This is a genomic window from Gordonia sp. (in: high G+C Gram-positive bacteria), assembly GCF_012515855.1.
Lineage (GTDB): Bacteria > Actinomycetota > Actinomycetes > Mycobacteriales > Mycobacteriaceae > Gordonia.
Genome location: NZ_JAAYXO010000227.1, coordinates 17,798 through 37,551, shown reverse-complemented (window position 1 = coordinate 37,551; position 19,754 = coordinate 17,798). Strand labels below are relative to the sequence as shown.

19 protein-coding genes are annotated in these 19,754 nt (G+C 67.6%); 10 read left to right on the top strand and 9 right to left on the bottom strand.

What is annotated here, in order from left to right; all coding sequences use genetic code 11:
* Positions 1-48: 48 nt before the first annotated feature.
* Positions 49-621: a hypothetical protein gene (locus GX543_RS16475; protein WP_290853520.1), complete on the top strand. Its 573-nt coding sequence runs from the start codon at positions 49-51 to the stop codon at positions 619-621.
* Positions 622-625: 4 nt separating this feature from the next.
* On the opposite strand, the gene GX543_RS16470 is transcribed toward GX543_RS16475, so the two are convergent.
* A complete protein-coding gene (locus tag GX543_RS16470; protein ID WP_290853518.1) occupies positions 626-1,012 on the bottom strand; it encodes a DUF5313 family protein in 387 nt (128 codons plus the stop codon).
* Positions 1,013-1,113: 101 nt separating this feature from the next.
* Here GX543_RS16470 and GX543_RS16465 point away from each other — a divergent pair, with 101 nt between their 5' ends.
* Positions 1,114-1,566, top strand: coding sequence for a MarR family transcriptional regulator (locus GX543_RS16465; RefSeq protein WP_290853516.1), 453 nt, complete (start codon positions 1,114-1,116; stop codon positions 1,564-1,566).
* 165 nt (positions 1,567-1,731) lie between these two features.
* Positions 1,732-3,348 carry an ABC-F family ATP-binding cassette domain-containing protein gene (locus tag GX543_RS16460; protein WP_290853513.1) on the top strand — a complete coding sequence of 539 codons (1,617 nt, stop codon included), beginning with the start codon at positions 1,732-1,734 and terminating at the stop codon, positions 3,346-3,348.
* A 25-nt stretch (positions 3,349-3,373) separates the two neighbouring features.
* Here the strand turns inward: GX543_RS16460 and GX543_RS16455 are convergent, their stop codons facing one another.
* Positions 3,374-3,706 (bottom strand): DUF732 domain-containing protein, encoded by a 333-nt coding sequence (locus tag GX543_RS16455; RefSeq protein WP_290853512.1) that lies wholly within the window; start codon positions 3,704-3,706, stop codon positions 3,374-3,376.
* A gap of 101 nt (positions 3,707-3,807) precedes the next feature.
* On the opposite strand from GX543_RS16455, the gene GX543_RS16450 reads away from it, so the two are divergent.
* The gene (locus tag GX543_RS16450) at positions 3,808-4,488 is read left to right on the top strand and encodes an SHOCT domain-containing protein (RefSeq protein WP_290853509.1); all 681 of its coding nucleotides are present in this window, start codon (positions 3,808-3,810) and stop codon (positions 4,486-4,488) included.
* 119 nt (positions 4,489-4,607) lie between these two features.
* Entirely contained in the window at positions 4,608-5,378 is a 771-nt protein-coding gene (locus tag GX543_RS16445; RefSeq protein WP_290853507.1) for a type IV toxin-antitoxin system AbiEi family antitoxin domain-containing protein, read from the top strand.
* Positions 5,379-5,435: 57 nt separating this feature from the next.
* On the opposite strand, the gene GX543_RS16440 is transcribed toward GX543_RS16445, so the two are convergent.
* From GX543_RS16440 to GX543_RS16410, 7 genes are all read right to left on the bottom strand, one after another.
* Positions 5,436-7,058 (bottom strand): AMP-binding protein, encoded by a 1,623-nt coding sequence (locus GX543_RS16440; RefSeq protein WP_290853505.1) that lies wholly within the window; start codon positions 7,056-7,058, stop codon positions 5,436-5,438.
* Between the two features lie 44 nt (positions 7,059-7,102).
* Entirely contained in the window at positions 7,103-8,296 is a 1,194-nt protein-coding gene (locus GX543_RS16435) for a lipid-transfer protein (protein ID WP_290853503.1), read from the bottom strand.
* Positions 8,296-8,694 carry a MaoC family dehydratase gene (locus tag GX543_RS16430; protein ID WP_290853501.1) on the bottom strand — a complete coding sequence of 133 codons (399 nt, stop codon included), beginning with the start codon at positions 8,692-8,694 and terminating at the stop codon, positions 8,296-8,298. The genes GX543_RS16435 and GX543_RS16430 overlap by 1 nt, the downstream gene beginning before the upstream one ends.
* A complete protein-coding gene (locus GX543_RS16425; protein WP_290853498.1) occupies positions 8,691-9,719 on the bottom strand; it encodes a bifunctional MaoC family dehydratase N-terminal/OB-fold nucleic acid binding domain-containing protein in 1,029 nt (342 codons plus the stop codon). The genes GX543_RS16430 and GX543_RS16425 overlap by 4 nt, the downstream gene beginning before the upstream one ends.
* Before the next feature lie 8 nt (positions 9,720-9,727).
* Positions 9,728-10,894, bottom strand: a complete 1,167-nt coding sequence (locus GX543_RS16420; RefSeq protein ID WP_290853497.1) for an acyl-CoA dehydrogenase family protein — start codon at positions 10,892-10,894, stop codon at positions 9,728-9,730.
* Positions 10,885-11,976, bottom strand: a complete 1,092-nt coding sequence (locus GX543_RS16415; RefSeq protein WP_290853496.1) for an acyl-CoA dehydrogenase family protein — start codon at positions 11,974-11,976, stop codon at positions 10,885-10,887. The genes GX543_RS16420 and GX543_RS16415 overlap by 10 nt, the downstream gene beginning before the upstream one ends.
* 129 nt (positions 11,977-12,105) lie before the next feature.
* Positions 12,106-14,277, bottom strand: a complete 2,172-nt coding sequence (locus tag GX543_RS16410) for an acyl-CoA dehydrogenase (RefSeq protein ID WP_290853495.1) — start codon at positions 14,275-14,277, stop codon at positions 12,106-12,108.
* Between the two features lie 131 nt (positions 14,278-14,408).
* On the opposite strand from GX543_RS16410, the gene kstR reads away from it, so the two are divergent.
* From kstR to GX543_RS16385, 5 genes are all read left to right on the top strand, one after another.
* Positions 14,409-15,071 (top strand): cholesterol catabolism transcriptional regulator KstR, encoded by a 663-nt coding sequence (kstR, locus tag GX543_RS16405; protein WP_290853493.1) that lies wholly within the window; start codon positions 14,409-14,411, stop codon positions 15,069-15,071.
* A gap of 225 nt (positions 15,072-15,296) precedes the next feature.
* Positions 15,297-16,448, top strand: a complete 1,152-nt coding sequence (locus tag GX543_RS16400; protein ID WP_290853492.1) for a Rieske 2Fe-2S domain-containing protein — start codon at positions 15,297-15,299, stop codon at positions 16,446-16,448.
* A 49-nt stretch (positions 16,449-16,497) separates the two neighbouring features.
* Positions 16,498-17,679 carry an acyl-CoA dehydrogenase family protein gene (locus GX543_RS16395; protein ID WP_290853491.1) on the top strand — a complete coding sequence of 394 codons (1,182 nt, stop codon included), beginning with the start codon at positions 16,498-16,500 and terminating at the stop codon, positions 17,677-17,679.
* Between the two features lie 36 nt (positions 17,680-17,715).
* The gene (gene bphC / locus GX543_RS16390) at positions 17,716-18,621 is read left to right on the top strand and encodes a biphenyl-2,3-diol 1,2-dioxygenase (protein WP_290853489.1); all 906 of its coding nucleotides are present in this window, start codon (positions 17,716-17,718) and stop codon (positions 18,619-18,621) included.
* 204 nt (positions 18,622-18,825) lie between these two features.
* Positions 18,826-19,680, top strand: a complete 855-nt coding sequence (locus tag GX543_RS16385) for an IclR family transcriptional regulator (protein ID WP_290853487.1) — start codon at positions 18,826-18,828, stop codon at positions 19,678-19,680.
* The last annotated feature ends 74 nt before the right edge of the window (positions 19,681-19,754 follow it).

Here is a 19,754-nt window from a genome sequence, read left to right as displayed (position 1 = left end):
CCTCATGCCCAGAGAATTCACGGCGGCTGCCGGGAAGGAAGGACTGGAGTGAAGCGAATCTGGGCGGTACCCGCGGCAGTCGTCGCCGCGGCCGGACTGCTGACCGCGTGCGACTCCGACACCGAACTGACTCCGACGGCCACGACCACCAAGGGGATCTCGGCGGTCACGCCGTCGACCACCCCGGCGTCCACGATCACCGTCACCTCGGTTCCGCTCACACCCACCGCCACCGACGTCGACCCCGCCGCCTACGCGACCGCGGGGAGTCCCGGGTACTACCGTTGGGCGTACGCGCACGGCCCGCTGCGCGAGTGCTCGCTCAATCCCGCCGTGGCCGGCCTTCCGCAGCGCATCACCTGCTCGGCACCGTATCCGGCCGACGCGCCGACCATTCAGGTCGACGTCGGTGGCGGCCCACCCAACGCCATCACGCTGACGCCGTCGGGTACCGAACCGACCATCGTCGAGGGCGCGCCGACCCCGGCCAAGGACCTGCCGCCTCACAGTCGGATCACGTTCGGCGACCTCTCGTGCACCGCCCTGCCGTACAGCGGAATCCGCTGCGAGTCACCCGCATCATCGTTCTCGGTCGAGAACGGCGTCCTGAAGCACTCGTAACGATCTACCGGCGGCGGGCGGCGACGTACGTCGCTTCGTAGCGGAGTTTGGCCGCGTCGGCCTGCACCTGCTGACGCTGGGTGAGCGGGGAGAATCCGAGTCCGTGCTTGCGCAACCGGACCACCCGATTCTGCTGCATGTACGCGGCGGAGAAGATCAAGGCCAGCAGCACCGCGAGCAGCACCATGAGCAGCCGGATCCACACCTCGCCGTCGAAGGCGAAGAAGAGCGCCAGGTACAGCGGGACAAACGAGACCTGCGTGCGAATCAGGTGGCGCGGCGTGGCCATCGCGCCGGTGAGGTCGTTCTTCACCCACTCGCGCTTGCCCTCAGGCAGCGTAGCCCCGTACACATAGCCGATCCACTGAAGCGGATTCGGTCGTTCGCTCATCGTTGGTGCCACCCTCACAATTAGATCGTGCACTATTCAATACCGCACAACTTAGTACACGATTCGATCGCGCGCTACTCATCCGTCGTAGAATCGATCACATGGCCACGATCACTGGGAACCCACTGCTCCTGGAACGCCAGGTGTGCTTCGCACTCGCCCTGGCGAATCGGTCGGTGCTGCGCGTGTACCGACGGCTCCTCGAGCCGCTCGGCCTGACGCACCCGCAGTACCTGGTGATGCTCTCGCTCTGGCAGCACGCACCGCTTCCGGTGAAGGAGATCGGCCGACTGCTCCAGCTCGACTCAGCCACCCTCTCCCCGATGCTCAAACGCCTCGAGGCCGACGGCGTCATTGAGCGCCGCCGCAGCGACGACGACGAACGCAGTGTCGAGATCCACCTGACCGACGCCGGCGTCGCACTCCGCGAACAGGCCCTCGCCATCCCCGAGCAGGTGGTCGACGCCCTCGGCGGCGACCTCGCACTCCTCGAGGAACTGCACGGGGTGCTCACCAAGGTCAACGCGGCCGCCGTCGCCTCCGAGAACGGCTGAGGATCGGCGAGCGATAAACCGGATGATCCCCCGGAGCCGCTCCGGTAGGGTGACCGACGTGGAGATCGAGGTCGACAGAATCTGACGCCGTCACACGGCACCCGTCTGTCCATTTCCCCCGCGCTCGTGTCGCGGGCGGAGCCTGCCGATCCGAAGGATCCCGCCATGTCTGCACAATCTACCGCCGCCTCCGTCGTCCTGCGCGACGTCTCGTTCTCGTGGCCAGACGGGAGCCCCGCGCTGACCTCGCTCACCGGAGCTTTCAACCCCGGCCGCACCGGTCTGGTCGGTCGCAACGGCACGGGCAAGTCGACGCTCCTCAAGTTGATCGCCGGTGACCTGTCGCCGTCGTCGGGCCGCATCGACATCGACGGCGACGTCGGCTACCTGGCCCAGGACCTGACCCTCGCCGCCGACGCGACCGTCGCCGACCTCCTCGGGATCAGCGACGTGCTCGCCGCCCTCCGCGCCATCGAGGCCGGCGACCCCGATCCGAAGCACTTCGACACCATCGGCGACGCCTGGGACATCGAAGCCCGGGCCGACGAGAGCCTCGATCGCATCGGCTTCTCGGCGGCCGACCTCGACCGCAGCGTCGCCACCCTCTCCGGCGGCGAGGCGATGCTGGTGGCCGTCACCGGACTTCACCTGCGACGCACCGCCGTCACCCTGCTCGACGAGCCGACGAACAATCTCGACCGTCCCACCCGTGCGCGACTGGCCGCGATGATCGACGACTGGCCGGGCACGCTGATCGTGGTGAGCCACGACCTCGAACTGCTCGAGCGGATGGAGAACACCGCAGAACTGCACGACGGTCGAGTCGAGACCTTCGGCGGCCCCTACAGCGAATGGCTCGCGCACCTCGAGCAGGAGCAGGCCGCCGCGATCCAGGCCGCGCGGACCGCACAGCAGACGCTCAAGACCGAGAAGCGCCAGCGCATCGAGGCCGAGACCAAGCTGGCCCGCCGCGAGCGGACCGCCAAGAAGACCGCGCGGGACGGCGGGATACCGAAGATCCTGCAGGGCATGCGCGCCAACGCGGCGCAGAACTCCGCGGGTGCGATGCGGACCGGACTGGATCAGAAGGTGGACGCCGCGCAATCGGCGCTCGACGCCGCCGACGCGCGCATCCGCGACGACGACCACATCAGCCTGGACCTTCCCGACCCGGACGTTCCCCGCAGCCGTCGGATCGCCGAGTTCACCGACGGCGACCGCACGGTGATCGTCGCGGGCCCCGAGCGGGTGGCGATCATCGGCCCCAACGGCTCCGGCAAGACGACGCTGCTGGAGCAGTTGGTGTCCGGTGTACAGCCCCCGACGGGCCGCCCGGGTGGAGCCCTCCTCACCGAGCGCTTCGGCTATCTGTCGCAGCGGCTCGACGGCCTCGACGAAGAAGCCAGCGCCATCGCGAACGTACAGCGGGTGGCGCCCGACGCCGAGCCCGGCGAGATCCGCAATCACCTGGCGCGGCTGCTGCTCCGCGGCCCGGCCGCCGACCGCCCGGTCTCAACCCTCTCCGGCGGAGAACGCTTCCGCGTCTGCTTGGCCAAGCTATTGTTCGCCGAGCCGCCGTCGCAGGTCCTGATCCTCGACGAGCCGACCAACAATCTCGATGTCACGAGCGTCGAGCAACTCGCCGAGGCACTGGAGGCCTACCGCGGCGCGTTGATCGTGGTGAGCCACGACTATCAGTTCCTCGCCGAGCTCGGGCTGGACGCCGTGGTGGAGTTGACCGGCGACGGCCGCCTGCGGCAGCACGCCGGATTGCCCGAGTGACGCGCCTCGCCGACGGTGTCGGGCGTCAGTTGCCCGGAATCACCTTGTCCTTCTGATCGGGGCAGAACGAGCTGACCGCGGCGCCGACGACGGTCGCGGCCTGCGCCGTACCACCCGCCTGCGCCGACATGTCGTTGATGACAGTGACCATGGACGTTCCCGACTCGAGGTCCGAGCACGCCTTCTTGCCCGCCTCCACGGCATCGTCCTCGGTCGCGAACGAGGCGTTCACCGACTTGACCACCTGGAGGTACACCTTGGTCGACGTATCGGAGGTGCCGGCGTCGTCGCTGCCGCACGCCGACAGCACTGCCACGCCCGCCACGAGCGGTGCAATCAGGAGATAGCGCAACTTCATAGTTCGTGTCCGTTCGGTGGGAATCGAGTCCTCGAATTGTAGTTCCGCTCAGACACCTGACGGGCACAACAGCAATTCCTGCGCATCGATATGCTGACCGAGTGGAATCAAGTCCCCGGGTAAGCGCGAAGAAGGCCGACAAGTGGCTCCGCGCCATCACCCCTGACCTACTGCCGGGCGAGACCGTACTGGCGGCCTTGGGGGCCACCCGAATGAAGCCGGCCACGCTGGGAACGATCATCACCAACCTCCGCGTGCTCGGCATCTCGCACTACGGCACCACCACCGACAAGCGAATCCTGTTGGAAGCGCATCTTCGCGAAGTGCATGGATTCACCTTTCCCAGCAAATGGACCGGGACCGGCCTCGTCGCAGTCACCAACCACGGTGAGATCGACTTCGGGACGATGCTCGATGACGATGTCGAGTTCGCCCGACGGTGGACGGCCGAGCTCATGCGCATGATCGCCGGGATCAATCTCGCAGAGCAGTCGGCACCACCCGCACCGATCGCCCCGGCTCCGATGTCCCCGGCACCGAGCGCGGTCGCCCCGGCACCGCCCACGCCATCTCGTCCGCCTGCCGAACCGGTCGAACCCCATCCCGTGGCCGCACCGGCAGGTCCACCGCGAGTGCTGCTGAGAAAGCAAGACGCACCCGATGCCGGGATGCCGCTGCTCACCGACGAACTGCGCAAGCTCGCGCTCCTGCACGAGCAGGGCGTCCTCGACGCCGAGGAGTTCAAGGATGCCAAGCGCGCGGTGATCGCGCGCCACGGCTGACGCCCACGACAGGACCACATCTTGATCGATCAGCGCCCGTCAGGGGCGCTGATCGATCAAAATCTCCGACACGCCGCCGATCGGTGGAACCAGACCGCGCTGGCCTGCGTCTGATCACCATGGGAGACACCGGACAGATCGCCGAACTGCTCGCCGACCGAGACGGGGTGATCACCATCCGCGAGGCGCTCGCCTGCGGCCTCACGCGCAAGCAGATTCGCGGCCGGGTCGCTCGCGGCGAGTGGGTCACCATTGTGCGCGGAATCTATCGGAGCGCCTCGCACCCGATGACCGAGGCACTCCTGGTCCGCGCCGCGGTCGCCGCGCACCGAGGCGTCGCCGACCGGAGCACTGCGGCCTGGTGGCACGGCATGATCCGGACTCTGCCGTATCCGCTGACCGTGGCGTCTGCGAGTAATCCCGGCGCCACTCGCTGGCCACTCGGTCGAGTCGACCTGATTCGCCGACGGTACGACGACACCGACGTCGAGACAGTGAACGGACTCCCGGTGACCTCAGCGCCGGTGACGGCGGTGTTCGCGGCAGCGACACTGCACCACGGTGCACGATTCCTCGACAGGGTGCTCCAGGAGGGGACCGTGACGGTCGCCCAGTTGCAGGCTGTGCTCGTGCGTTACGAGGGGTCGGCGGGCATCGCCGCAGCACGCCGCCTGGTGGCCGTCGCGTCGGAGGGTTCGGAGTCGGAGGCCGGCCTACCACCACCAGCACGACCGCTTCCGCGCCGACCGCGCCAAGTTCAATGCCCTCGACGCCGCCGAGTGGCGCAAGAAGGTCTACACCTGGCACGACCTGATGGAGCGACCGGGGGAGGTCATCGCGGAGATCGTCGGCATGCTGAACGCCGCGATCGAGGCCGCCTGAAAAAGTGATGGATCTGAGCCCCGAGGGGGCTCAGATCCATCAGAATTCTCGTGCCGAGTAGCGCTTTAGACAGTCACGCCGTCAGCAGCGGTCGCCTTGGCCCACTTGTAGTCGGCCTTACCCGCCGGGGTGCGCTTGACCTCGTCGACGACGACCACCGTGCGCGGAACCTTGTAGCGTGCCAGCGTCTGGCGGCAGTGATCCTGAATCTCCTCGAGCGACGGCTCCTCGAAGCCCGGCGTCAGCGAGATGACGGCAGCCACGCGCTGGCCGTACTTGGGGTCCGGTGCGGGCACCACGAGCGCGTCAGCGACGGCCGGGTGAGCGTGCAGGGCGCCTTCGACCTCTTCGGCGTACACCTTCTCGCCGCCGGTGTTGATGCACTGGCTGCCGCGACCCAGGAAGACGATGCTGCCGTCTTCACGGACGTAGCCCATGTCGCCGAGCACCGAGATGCGACGACCGTCCTCCATGGTGGGGAACGTGCGAGCGGTCTTCTCCGGATCCTTGTAGTAACCCAGCGGGATGTTGCCGATGCGGGCGATGTGACCCACCTGGCCGGGCTCGGTGATCTGCTTGAAGTGCTCGTCGACGACCATCATGCGATCGGTCGGCGGAACCATCAGGTTGCCGTTCTCGTCCATCTTGATCTCGCCGTCGTTGCCCGACTCCGACGCACCGAAGTTGTCGCGGAGCAGCAGGTCCGGCTTCACCGCGACCATCCGGTCACGGACGCTCTGGCTCCAGATGGCGCCGCCCGAGGTCACCGAGAACAGCGACGAGAAGTCCGCGGTGTCCTTCTGCTTCTCCATCTCGTCGGCCAGCGGCATGCCCATGGCGTCGCCGACGATGAGGATCATCTGAGTCTTGTCGCGGCCGATGTTGCGGATGATCTTCTCGGCGTCGAAGTCGCGCTCCAGGATCAGGCGGCTGCCGAGCGAGATTAACGTGAACAGCGAGTACGACGCGGCACCGTGCATCAGCGGTGCGGCGATCAGGAACGACATCGACGGGAAGTTCTGGACTTCCTTCGCCAGCTCGGCGAGGTCGGCGCGCGGCGGTCCGTACGGGTTGCCGCCCGAGATCGGCTTGCGGAAGAAGTCGTCGTGCTGCCACATGACGCCCTTCGGGTAGCCGGTGGTGCCACCGGTGTAGAGCAGGTACATCTCCTCGCCGGTGCGCTCCTCGAAGTCGCGCTCGGTGGAGTTGTTCGCGTAGTCGTTGAACGCGACGATCTTGACCTCGCGGCCCTCGAGCGCAGCCGCTGCAGCGGACAGTTCCTCGATCGCGTCGCCGATGACGAAGACGGTGTGCAGCTCCGGCAGGTTGGCCATCAGCGTCGCGACGCTGCGCTGGTGCTCGGGCAGCTCGACGACGATCGCCTTGGCATCGGAGTTGTCGAAGATGTACTCGAGCTCCGGGTCGGTGTAGCGGTAGTTGACGTTCACCGGAACGGCGCGCACCTTGAGCAGGCCGACCAGCGAGGTGACGTGCTCGACGCTGTTCTTCAGGAACAGGGCGACGTTGTCGTTGAAGCCGAGCCCGTTGGCGGCGAACAGGTGAGCCACCTGGTTGGCGAGCTTGTCGAGCTCGGCGTACGTGATGTCATGTCCCTCCCACGTGAGGACCACACGCTCAGGCACGGCGTCAGCAACTGTCTCGAAGACGTCTGCGAGGTTGAACTTCATCTTTCTAGATCTCCTTGCGAGGACCGACAAAGTCGGAGTGGTGGTCAAGCGGTGAGGATGAGGCCGGAGGTGGGAACACCCGTGCCGGCGGTGACGAGGACGCGCTCGGCGCCGTCGACCTGGTTGACGGAGGTTCCGCGCAGCTGGCGGACGCCTTCGGCGATGCCGTTCATCCCGTGGATGTAGGCCTCGCCCAGCTGACCGCCGTGCGTGTTGAGCGGCAGCGCGCCGCCGACTTCCAAGGCACCCGGCTGCGAGACGAAGTCCTTCGCCTCACCGCGACCGCAGAAGCCGAGTTCCTCCAGCTGGATGAGCGTGTACGGGGTGAAGTGGTCGTACAGGATCGCCATGTCCATGTCGGCCGGGCCGAGACCGGACTGCGCGTACAACTGGTCGCCCACGAGGCCCATCTCGGCCAGCTCCGGCAGCGCGTCCCGGTAGTAACTGGTCATGATGAACTGATCGCGGCCGCTGCCCGACGCCGCACCGGCGATGGTGACCGGCTTCTGCTTCAGGTCCTTGGCACGTTCGGGCGAGACGATGACGATGGCGACGCCACCGTCCGACTCCTGGCAGCAGTCCAGCAGGTGCAGCGGCTCCGCGATGTAGCGCGAGGCCTGGTGGTCCTCGAGCGTGATCGGCTTGCCGTAGAAGAAGGCGTTCGGGTTGTTGGCCGCGTGCTTGCGCGCAACGACGGCGATCTGCCCAAAGTCCTCGCTGGTGGCGCCGTACTCGTGCATGTACCGCTGCGCGACCATCGCGACGAACCCGGCGGGAGTCGACAGGCCGTGCGGGTACGAGAACGCGTTGTCGGCGCCCGACGAGTTCGCCTGGTTGGCGACCTCGCGGCTCACCTGACCGAAGCGATTGCCCGACCGCTCGTTGAACGCCCGGTAGGCCACGACGACATCGCAGACCCCGGTCGCGACGGCCATGGCCGCCTGCTGAACGGTCGACGCCGCAGCGCCGCCGCCGTAGTGAATGCGCGAGAAGTACTTCAGCTCGGGGATGCCGGTCGCGCGAGCGACGGCGATCTCCATGTTGGTGTCCATCGTGAACGTCACCAGACCGTCGACGTCGGCGGCGGTGAGGCCTGCGTCGTCGAGGGCGGCGTTGACGCACTCGGCTGCCAGGCGGAGCTCGCTGCGACCCGAGTTCTTGGAGAAGTCGGTGGCCCCGATGCCCGCGATCGCGGCCTTGCCGGACAGCGTGCGGTCGGTCGAGTCAGAGACTGCCATCATGCCTCCTCACGGGTGAAGGTGACCGTGGAGATCACGTGCTTGCCAAGGGAGTTGGTTCCGGTCACCGCGACGGTGACGGCAGCGTCGTCGACCTCGGTGACCTCACCGGTGAAGGTGATCGTGTCGCCCGCGTACCAGGGCACGCCGAGCTTGAGCTTGATGCCGGTGATCCGAGCCCGGGGGCCCGCCCAGTCGGTGACGAAGCGCTCCACCAGACCGGTGTCGGTCAGGATGTTGACGAAGATGTCCTTGGAGCCCTTCTGCTGGGCCAGGTCACGATCGTGGTGCACGTCCTGGAAATCACGGGTGGCCAGCGCCGTCGCGATCACGAAGGTCGGCGAGGCGTCGATCACCAGCGGCGGCAGGGTCTGACCCACTGCGATGGTCGAGGTCACTGTTGCGTCTCCTTTGCACGCCAGGCGTACAGGTGCCAGGGGTCGGACTCGTCGTCGCCCGGGAAGTCGAGGAACTCCACCTCCACCGGCATGCCGATCGCGACGGTCTCCGGGTCGACGCCGCGGAGCTGCCCGAGCATGCGGACGCCCTCGTCGAGTTCCACGAGTGCGACGACGAACGGCAGTTCGCGGCCCGGGACGCGGGGCGCGTGATGCACCACGAAGCTGTAAACCGTGCCGGTCCCCGCGGCCACCACGTAGTCGGTGCCCGGGTACTGGCCGTCGGCGTCGCGTTCGGTCCACACGGCGGGGATCGGCGGGTGTCGGAGCGAGCCGTCCTGGAGCTGCTGAATGCGCAGTTCGTGCGCGGCGACGCCGTCCCAGAAGAACTGGGTGTCGCGCGACGCCGACGGTCGGATGAGCTTGGTCGGGTCGAGATCGTCGAACTGCGGCTCCGCGGTCTCGGCGGCGTCCTTGGCCGCCGGCCGGAACTTCAGAATCCGGAAGTCCATCTCGGCCACCACTTCGCTGCCGCCCGCCTCATCGCTCGCGGGCACCGACCAGGTGTTGCGAGTGGTGAAGAACCAGCCCTCGCCGAGCGCGGTCTGCTTGGGGCCGACCACCTGCGTCAGCTCGGACGAGATGGTCACCTCCTCGCCGGGACGCGTGTAGCGGTGGTAGACGGTGTCGCAGTTGGTGGCGACCACCGAGGTGTAGCCCGCGTCGTCGAACAGCTGGGTCGCCAGACCCAGCGGGTCGTCGTCGGTGCGGACGCCGTGCAGCCCGCGCATGGTCCAGACCTGCGCCATCGCCGGTGGTGCGACGACACCGGGGTGCCCCGCGTCGCGCGCTGCCTGGTCGTCGACGTAGATCGGATTGTCGTCGCCCATCGCCTCGAGCCAGTTGTTCATCATCGGCTGATTGATGGGGTCGCGACCGGTGCGCGGAGCGCTGGCCCCGCCGGCCGCGATCGCGTCGGCGGCTTCGCGGATCTGTTCGGGCGTCGATGCCGGAGTGATCGTCATCTGCTTCCCTATCGCTTGATCCGGGGCAGGCCGAGGCCCGCCGTGCCGATCATGTCGCGCATGACCTCGTTGACGCCGCCGCCGAACGTGATGACGACGTTGCGCTTGGCCTGCATGTCGAGCCAGTCGGCGAATTCGCTGGTGACCGGCTCACCGAGGTCGCCGAACTGGCCGACGACGTCGTCGATCAGGCGGTAGATGGTCTGCAGCCGCTCGGTGGAGAAGACCTTGGTCGCGGCGGCGTCGGCCATCGAGATCTCACCGGTCGAGGCGACCTGCCAGTTGAGCAGCTCGTTGAGCCGCTCGTAGGCGCCGATCTGCGCGATCAGTCGGCGGACCTCCTGTTGCTCGATCACCGCGGCGCCGTCGTAGGTCGCCTCGGCGGCCCAGGAGCGGAGCCGGTCCTCGAGTCCGCCGATGCGGCCCGACGGTCCGAGCATCACGCGCTCGTGGTTCAGCTGCGTGGTGATCAGCTTCCAGCCGTCGCCCTCGTCGCAGACGCGCATGCTCGCGGGCACGCGGACGTCGTTGTAGTAGGTGGCGTTGACGTGGTGCGCGCCGTCGGCGGTGATGATCGGGGTCCAGGTGAAGCCCGGATCCTTGGTGTCGACGATCAGGATGGTGATGCCCTTGTGCTTGGGCGCCTCCGGATCGGTGCGGCAGGCCAGCCAGATGTAGTCGGCGTCGTGGCCGCCGGTGGTGAAGATCTTCTGACCGTTGACGATGTAGTCGCCGGTCGCCGGATCGACGGTGGCCCGCGTGGTCAGCGAGGCGAGGTCGGTGCCTGCGTCCGGCTCGGTGTACCCGATCGCGAAGTGCACGGTGCCGTCGAGGATCTTCGGCAGGAAGAAGTCCTTCTGCTCCTGCGTGCCGTAGCGCTGCAGGGTGGGTCCGACCGTCTGCAGGGTGACCGACGGCAACGGGACGTCGGCGCGGACGGCCTCGTTGGTGAAGATCTGCTGTTCGATCTCGCCGAAGCCCTTGCCGCCGAACTCGGTGGGCCAGCCGACACCCAGCCAGCCGTCGGCGCCCATGCGCGCGATGACGTCGCGGTAGGCGGGGCCGTGACGCTCGGTGCGCATGATGCGCTCCTCGTCCGGGCTGATGAGGCCGGCGAAGTAGGCGCGGAGCTCGTCGCGCAGGGCGATCTGCTCATCGGTGAACGCTACGAACATGTCAGGGCCTCCTGTCCGGCCGGGACGGTCTCGTCGGCCAGCACGTCGAGCGTGGAATGGGCGCCGCCTGCCAGGCGTGCGGCGTCCTTGACCAGCGAGAAGTACCGATGCAGCGGGTAGGTGACGTCGACGCCGACACCGCCGTGCAGGTGGGTCATCATCCGGAGGGTCGCGGGCAGCTCGGCGGCGACCCAGTACATTGCGGTCGCGAGGTCCTCTTCGGCGTCGGCATCGTTGGCGATGTCCCACGCGGCGGCGGTCGCGATCAGGTTCATGGTGCGCGAGACGACGTAGACGTCCGCCAGCTGCTGACCAACGGCCTGGAAGGCGGCGATCGGCTTGCCGAACTGATGACGCGTGGAGACGTGCTCGGCAGTCCGCTTGATGGCGCCCGCGACGAGGCCGTCGGCGTAGGCGGCGAGGAGTGCGCGGTAGATGTCGATCGCAGGCTGCGGGCTGTCGGACAGGATGTCCGAGGCCGGGACCGCGACGCCGTCGAAGACCACGCGGTACTCGCCCTGACCGGACGACGAGGTGGTGCGGGTGATCGAGACGCCTGCGGCGGCGGCGGGCACGATCACCACGCCGCGATCGGCGACCACGACGATCGATGCGGCGCCGTCGGCGGCCAGCACCCCGGTCTTGACGCCATCGAGGCGCGCACCGTCTGCGGTGTCGGTCAGCGTCAGGGTGGGCTGATCGCCGAGCGCGCTGCCGCGCTCGCCGATCGCGACTGCGTGCCAGCCGCCGTCGGCGATGGACCTGCCGTGCGCGGCTGCGTTCGGCGCCTTGGCCAGCAGCAGCGCCGAGGTCAGGGTGCCGACGAGCGGTGCGACCACGGCGTCCTGTCCGGCACGCATCAGCAACGGCACCAGCGCGTCGATCGGCAGGTCGTCGCCGCCGAGTGACTCCGGCAGCGCCAGCACGGTGACGCCGGACGCGACGAGGGCGTCCCACGCGGCGTTGTCGAAGCCGCCGAATCCGTCGGCGAACTTGCTTTCCCAGTCGGGCTGCAGTCGACGGATCGCCTCATCGGCGACGTCGCGGACCGCAGCTGCGGTGGGGTCCAGGGCGAAATCCACCCGGTTCCTCCTCAAGCAGAAATTAGAACGTGTTCTATTTGTATCAGACCGACCGAGACCGCAGTCACAAAGTAGCGGTGTCCAGGGACTTCAGTCGCGGTTTCGGCCTGAATTTTAGGCAATACCGACTCAGCCGCGAGGCAAACCTAGAATCCGTTCCGCCGCGGCGTTCTTCAGAATCTGGGTGGTCCCGCCCGCGATCGACAGGCAGCGATTCAGCAACAGGAAGCCGGTGGCGGCCGACGCCGCGAGGCCCGCGGTTCCCAGCAGATCGGTGGCGAACTCGGGCACGGCCTGGCGATGGACCACACCGATCAGCTTGCGCACGCTCGAGGTCGCACCGGGGTCGGTGCCACTGAGTCGCTGAGCCACCGAACGCGCGTCCAGCACCCGGCCGATGTGCGCGTCCGCGATGATGCCGCCGAGCTCCAGGGTCTGCGCCTGGGAGAGCTCGGCGTCGGCCTCGTCGAGCTGGCGGAGCAGCGAGTCGACCTCCTTGCCGAGACCGGAGCCGCCCATGGCGACGCGCTCATTGGCGAGCGTCGTGCGGGCCAGGCGCCACCCGTTGTCGATCTCGCCGACCACCATCTCGTCGGGGACGAAGACGTTGTCGAGGAAGACCTCGTTGAACATCGCGCGGCCGGTCAGCTCGCGCAGCGGCCGGATGTCGATGCCTGCCGCGGCCATGTCGACCAGGAAATAGGTGATGCCCTTGTGCTTCGGCACGTCGGGGTTGGTCCGCGCCAGGCAGACCGCCCACTGGGAGGTGTGCGCCTCCGACGTCCAGATCTTCTGGCCGGTCAGCAGCCAGCCACCGTCGGTACGCACCGCGCGGGTGCGCAGCGACGCGAGATCGCTGCCCGCCTCCGGCTCGCTGAAGAGCTGGCACCAGCGCAGATCGCCGGCGAGGGTCGGCGCGACGAACTTCTCGCGCTGCAGATCGGTTCCGTGCTCCAGAATGGTCGGCAGAGCCCAGCCCGCGATCACCAGATCCGGACGCACGACGCCCACTCGATCCAGTTCGGCATCGATCAGCAGCTGCACGGCCGGGTCGGCGGACAGCCCGTACGGTGCGGGCCAATGCGGCGCCAGGAAGCCGGTGCGGGCGAGCTCGGCGCGACGATCCTCAGGTGCCGCCGCGGCGATCGCATCGGCGGTGGCCGCGATGGCCGGCCGCTGTGCCTCCGCCTCGACGAGGTCGAGTGAGAACTCGCGACGACCGCCCGCGCGACCGAGTGCCGCCAACTGCTGTCGCTGCGACTGTCCGCCGCCGAGCAGCATGCGCGCCGCCAGCGCCGAGCGCAGATCGAGGTGCGCGTCGTGTTCGTAGGTGAAGCCGATGCCGCCGAGGACCTGGATGGCGTCCTTGGCGTTGGCCGGGGCCAGGTCGGCGGTCAGAACCGTCGACGCCAGACGGCTGAGCTCCACCTGCGACCGCCGCTCGGGACCGGGTTCGGCGAGGGCGTCGTCGAGGGCCCGCGCGAGATCCCACCCGGCCGCACCGAGCTGCTCGCTGCGGCACAGCATGTCGGCACAGATTTGCTTCACCGCCTGGAACGATCCGATCGGCGCACCGAACTGGGTCCGCACCTTCGCGTACTCCACGGCCACCTCGAGGGTGTGCCGCGCGACGCCCGCCTGGTAGGCGACCAGACCGGCGTGCAGCAGCGCGACGAACAGCTCACCGTCGGCCAGCGCCGTCGCCGCCTCCGACGAGACGCCGGTCAGCGAGACTCGAACCGGGATCGCGGTGCCGTCGAGCGGACCGTCGGCGGCGGTCGTCGCGACGGTGACCGCCGCGGGATCGATCACGGTCCAGACCGCGGGTTCGCCATCGAAGCTCAGCGGTGCGGCGATCAGCGCATCCGGGACGTAGGCGGGGACCAAGCCGAGCTCGACCGCTCCGCCGGACACCGCGAACGAGGCATCCCCCGCGGTCGCATCAGCGGGCACGACCACCGGTCGCTCCCCCGCCATCACGCCCTCGGCCAGCGGATTCCCTGCGGTCGCGAGCGCGTAGGCGGCGGCCATCGAAGCGGCCAACGGCCCGGAGACCAGCTCTGCGCCACACGCGGCGAACATCACCGCGACGTCCTCGATGGTTCCGTCCGCGCCGCCGGCGCTCTCCGGAACACCTGCGGCAAAAAGACCGAGATCGGCGATTTGCCCCCACAGTGGCCGCCACGAAGCGCCGGACTCGTCGAGGTCTGCGCGAACCGCCGAACGCACCTCTCGCGCCTGCGCCCAAGCGGCGATACTGTCGACTACGACCCTTTGGTCCGCTGACATGGCGATTGTCACCGAGAACTCCTCCGACTTTTTGTTGATAACGGCAATTAGAACCTGTTCTAATATTCATTGGGTGTACACCATCGGAGGGCGACTGCCAACCGGGAGTCGGTGGACACAAGGCGATGAGGAGACGAATTTCTATGGCAGGCGCGGGATCGACGAAGACCGAGACCCATAGCCCTGCGCCGCCTCCCGCACCCGCTCAGCTGTCTGGAGCGGAGGTGGGTTCGGCCGCGCAGCGTGAACGACGACGACGCATCCTGGACGCCACCCTGGCACTCGCGTCCAAGGGCGGCTACGACGCAGTCCAGATGCGTGCCGTCGCAGAGAAGGCCGACGTCGCCGTCGGCACGCTGTACCGCTACTTCCCGTCGAAGGTCCACCTGCTGGTGACGGCGCTGGCCCGCGAGTTCGAGAAGGTCGAGTCGCGCGCCGACCGCACCTCGCTGCAAGGGGAGACCGCCGTCGAACGACTGCGCTTCGTCCTCGACATGATCACGCTCTCCATGCAGCGCGATCCGCTGCTCACCGAGGCCATGACCCGCGCCTTCATGTTCGCCGACGCCTCCGCCACCAGCGAGGTCAACCGGGTCGCCGACATCATCGACCGACTCCTCGCCGGCGCCATGATGACCAGCAAGGACCCCAAAGCCCAGCCGTCGGCACACGAACTCGCAGTCGCCCGCGTCATCTCGGACGTCTGGATGTCGAATCTCGTCCAATGGCTCACCCGTCGCGCGTCGGCTACCGACGTCACCAACCGCATGGAACTGACCGTCAAGCTGCTGCTCGAGCGCGACTGACCTCCTCAGCTGAGAAACTTCGGCGTTCGAAGCGGGCTCACAGCCCGTCGAACGCCGAAGTTTTTTGTGCGGCACCGACGGCTTCGCCGGCGTGTTCCATTGACCGGGAACACGATGACCGATCAAGCATGACCCAGGTCACCATGGAGCAATCCGGGCCCACCGCCTGGAACCCACCCGATGCGCCGGACACCTCCCCGACCGGCACCTAGGAGGAGAAGCTCCATGACCACCACCGCCGACGACGAGTTCCGGACTATCGAATCGGCCGCCGCGCCGACGCGTTTTGCCCGCGGCTGGCACTGCCTCGGCCTTGCCGAGACATTCAAGGACGGCAAGCCCCACCAGGTGAAGGCGTTCGGCACCGAGCTGGTCGTCTTCCAGTCCGAGTCCGACGGCAAGCTGAATGTCCTCGACGCCTACTGCCGCCACATGGGCGGCAACCTCGCCAAGGGCACCGTGAAGGGCGACTCCATCGCCTGCCCGTTCCACGACTGGCGCTGGGGCGGCAACGGCCGCTGCACCGGCATCCCGTACGCGCGCCGTGTGCCGCCGGTCGCCAAGACCCGCACCTGGCACGCGATGGAGCGCAACGCGCAGCTGTTCGTCTGGCACGACCCCCAGGGCAGCAGGCCGACCGACGAGGTCACGATCCCCGAGATCGAGGGCGTCGGTAGCGACGAGTGGACCGACTGGACCTGGAACTCCATCGTCGTCGAAGGCTCGCACTGCCGCGAGATCATCGACAACGTGGTCGACATGGCGCACTTCTTCTACGTGCACTACTCGTTCCCGACGTTCTTCAAGAACATCTTCGAGGGCCCTGTGGCCGGCCAGATCATGCACTCGGTGCCGCGCGACGACATCCAGGTCGGCTCCCACTACGACGATCCCGACTCACGTCTGGAGTCCGAGGCCTACTACCACGGGCCGTCGTACATGATCGACTACCTGACCAGCTACGCGCAGGGCATGGTCATCGAGACCGTCCTGATCAACTGCCACTACCCGATCAGCGACAACGCCTTCGTCCTGCAGTACGGCGCCATGGTCAAGAAGGTCCCGGGCATGGCCGAAGAAGCCGCCGCGGGCATGGCCGCCCAGTTCGCGCAGGGCGTCGAGGTCGGCTTCGAGCAGGACGTCGAGATCTGGAAGGACAAGACGCCGATCGACAACCCGCTGCTGTCGGAGGAAGACGGTCCGGTGTACCAGCTCCGCCGCTGGTACCAGCAGTTCTACGTCGACGTCGAGGACGTCACCGAAGACATGACCAACCGCTTCGAGTTCGAGATCGACACCACCCGCGCGGTCGAGAGCTGGAAGGCCGAGGTCGCCGAGAACATCTCCGCCGGTCGCGTCATGGACACCACCGTCTGACGACCCGCGCCATTCACCCACCACACTTTTCAAGAGAGAACGAGACATCATGACCATTCGACCCATCGACGCGATCGCCGAGCTCGCCGACCAGATCAGCGGCCAGGCGCAGGAAGCCGAAGACCTCGGCCAGCTGCCCGACGCCACCGCCAAGCAGCTCAAGTCCACCGGCGTCATGAAGCTCCTGGCGCCGGAGAACTACGGCGGCCTCGAAGCCCATCCGCGTGAGTTCGCCGAGACCGTGATGAAGGCCGCCAGCCTCGACGGCGCCACCGGCTGGGTGTGCGGCATCGTCGGCGTCCACCCGTGGCAGATGGCCTTCGCCGACCCGAAGGTGCAGGAGGAGGTGTGGGGCGAGGACGACAACACCTGGATCGCGTCGCCGTACGCACCCACCGGCATCGCCCGTCCGGTCGACGGCGGCTACATCTTCAACGGCCGCTGGCAGTTCAGCTCCGGCACCGATCACTGCGACTGGATCTTCCTCGGCGCCATGCTCGGCACCCCCGAGGGCGAGATGGCGCTGCCTCCGACCATGCTGCACATGATCCTGCCGCGCAGCGACTACACGATCGTCGAGGACTCGTGGAACGTCGTCGGCCTCAAGGGCACCGGCTCCAAGGACATCATCGTCAAGGACGCCTTCGTCCCCTCGTACCGAGTGATGAACGGCGACCACGTGATCGACGGCACCGCGCAGGCCGAGGCCGGCATGAGCAAGACGCTCTTCAAGATGCCGTGGTCGGCGATGTTCCCGCTGGGCATCACCTCCGCGGTGCTGGGCATCGCCGAGGGCGCTCTCGCCTGCCACCTGGATTACCAGCGCGACCGCATCGGCGCCCAGGGCACCGCCATCAAGGACGATCCGTACACGCTGTTCGCCATCGGCGAGGCCGCCGCGGACATCAACGCCGCACGTCAGGAACTGCTCGCCAACATCGACGAGATCTACGACCTCGTCGACGCGGGCAAGGAGATCTCCTTCGATCGGCGCGCCGCAGGCCGACGCACCCAGATCCGCGCTGCCTGGCGCGCGGTGATGGCGGTCGACCAGATCTTCGCCCGCTCGGGCGGCAACGCACTGCGCATGGACAAGCCGCTGCAGCGCTTCTGGCGCGACGCCCACGCGGGCCTCAACCACGCCATCCACACGCCGAGCACCCCGTGGCACGCCTCCGCACTCTCCTCGATGGGCTTCGAGGTTCCGCCGAACCTCACCTCGATGATCTGACCTCTCCCCGCACCGACAGAAAGAACCGAATCACACATGGCTGACATCAAGAGCCTCGGCTACGTCAAGATCCAGACCAACGACATCGACCGCTGGCGCACCTTCGCGTTCGACGTCCTCGGGTTCGCCAAGGGCTCCGGCCCCGACGAAGACGCGCTGTACCTGCGCATGGACGAGCGCGCCGCACGTATCACCGTCGTCGCGGGCGACACCGACGAGATCGTGACCATCGGCTGGGAGGTCCGCGACGGCGCCGCCCTGGCCCGCGTCCGCGAGACCGTCTCCGCGGCCGGCGTCGAGGTCACCGACCTCACCAACGACGAGGCCGACGCCCGTCGCATCGAAGCGGGCTTCACCTTTGTGGACCCGGCAGGCGCGACGCTCGAGATCTTCCACGGCCCCATCCTCGACCACAGCCCGATCGTGACGCCGTTCGGCGCGAAGTTCGTCACCGGCGACCAGGGCCTCGGCCACGTGGTCCTTCCGGTGATGGACCTGAACGGCTCGTTCGACTTCTATCAGAACGTCCTCGGGTTCGTTCCGCGCGGCGCGATGCGGATCCCGGCACCGCCGGAGTTCGGTCCCATCCGCATTCGGTTCATGGGCATCAACGAGCGCCACCACAGCTTGGCCCTGTGCCCGGCCCCGCACGGCGGCGCCCCCGGGCTGATCCACATCATGGTCGAGGTCGACACGCTCGACGCCGTCGGTCAGGCCCTCGATCGCGTCGTGAAGGACGGGTTCTCGGTGTCGTCGACGCTGGGTCGCCACACCAACGACAAGATGGTCTCGTTCTACGTCCGTGCACCCGGCGGCTGGGACATCGAGTTCGGATGCCACGGCATGCGGGTCGACGAGGCGCACTACACCTCCGAGGAGATCACCGCAGACAGCTACTGGGGCCACGACTGGTCGGGCAGCGAGCCACTCGCCGCCATGTAGTCAAGCCTGTACACCGCTCCGGCCAAAACGCCGCGTCCCTTGGGACGCGGCGTTTTTGTGCATGTCGGCCATCACTTTCCATGTTTCACGTGACTTGGCTCTCATGACGCGCTACACTTTCTATACCTAATAGAAAGAGCGTGTTCAGAGGCTTTTCGATCTGCAGCTTTCCGATCCGCAGCATCCGTTCCAACGCATCAGCCCATGCACAGGAGTGAAGAATCCGTGACTGAAACCCCCACCGCCGTCATCGATCGCCTGACACTCGTCCTCGACGCCTTCGACGGTCACGCCCGGCAGACTCTGGCCGAGATCGTTCATCGCACCGGCCTGCCGCGGTCGTCGGCCCACCGCATGCTCGAGCGCCTCGTCGCCCTGCGCTGGCTGCGCCGCGACGGCCGCGAGTACGAACTCGGCATGCGCCTGGTGGAGCTGGGATCCCTCGCGATCCACCAGGACCGTCTGCACGCCGCAGCGCTCCCGTTCCTGCACGAACTGCACCGGATGACCGGCTTCGTCGTCCACCTGGGGGTACTGCAGGACAACGACGTCGTCTACCTGGAGAAGGTCGGCGAGAACCTGGGCAAGGCACTGCCGACGCGCGTGGGCGGCAAGCAGCCCGCGCATTGCACCGCCATCGGCAAGGTCCTGCTGGCCCACGCCGACCAGGGCCAGTCGGACCCGAACCAGGCCGGTCCGGGTCACGCAGGCACCCAGCGCCTCGAGCGGAAGACTCGTTTCTCGATCGCGTCCACCACCCAGCTGTCGAAGGAACTGGACTCGGTCCGCGATCGCGGCGTCGCCGTCGAGCGCGAAGAAGCGGTCCCGCGTTTCGGATGCATCGCCGTCCCGATCGGCGAGCCCGGCGAAGCCACCGCCGCCATATCGATCTGCGGTCCGGTGGATCAGATGAAGTTCGACAACCGGCTCGCCGCACCGCTCCGGATGGCCGCGCTCGGCGCGTGGCGCAATGCGGGTGGATCCGACCTCCGGATCACCCCGACGCTGCAGCAGCGCCGACCGATGATCAGCCGGCAGCACTTGCCCGTCGCCGGCTGACCGCCCGTGTCGACTCTCCTCCCCGCCCGGCCCGATCCCCGTTTCACTGCAGAAGGTTCCACCGTCGTGCCCAC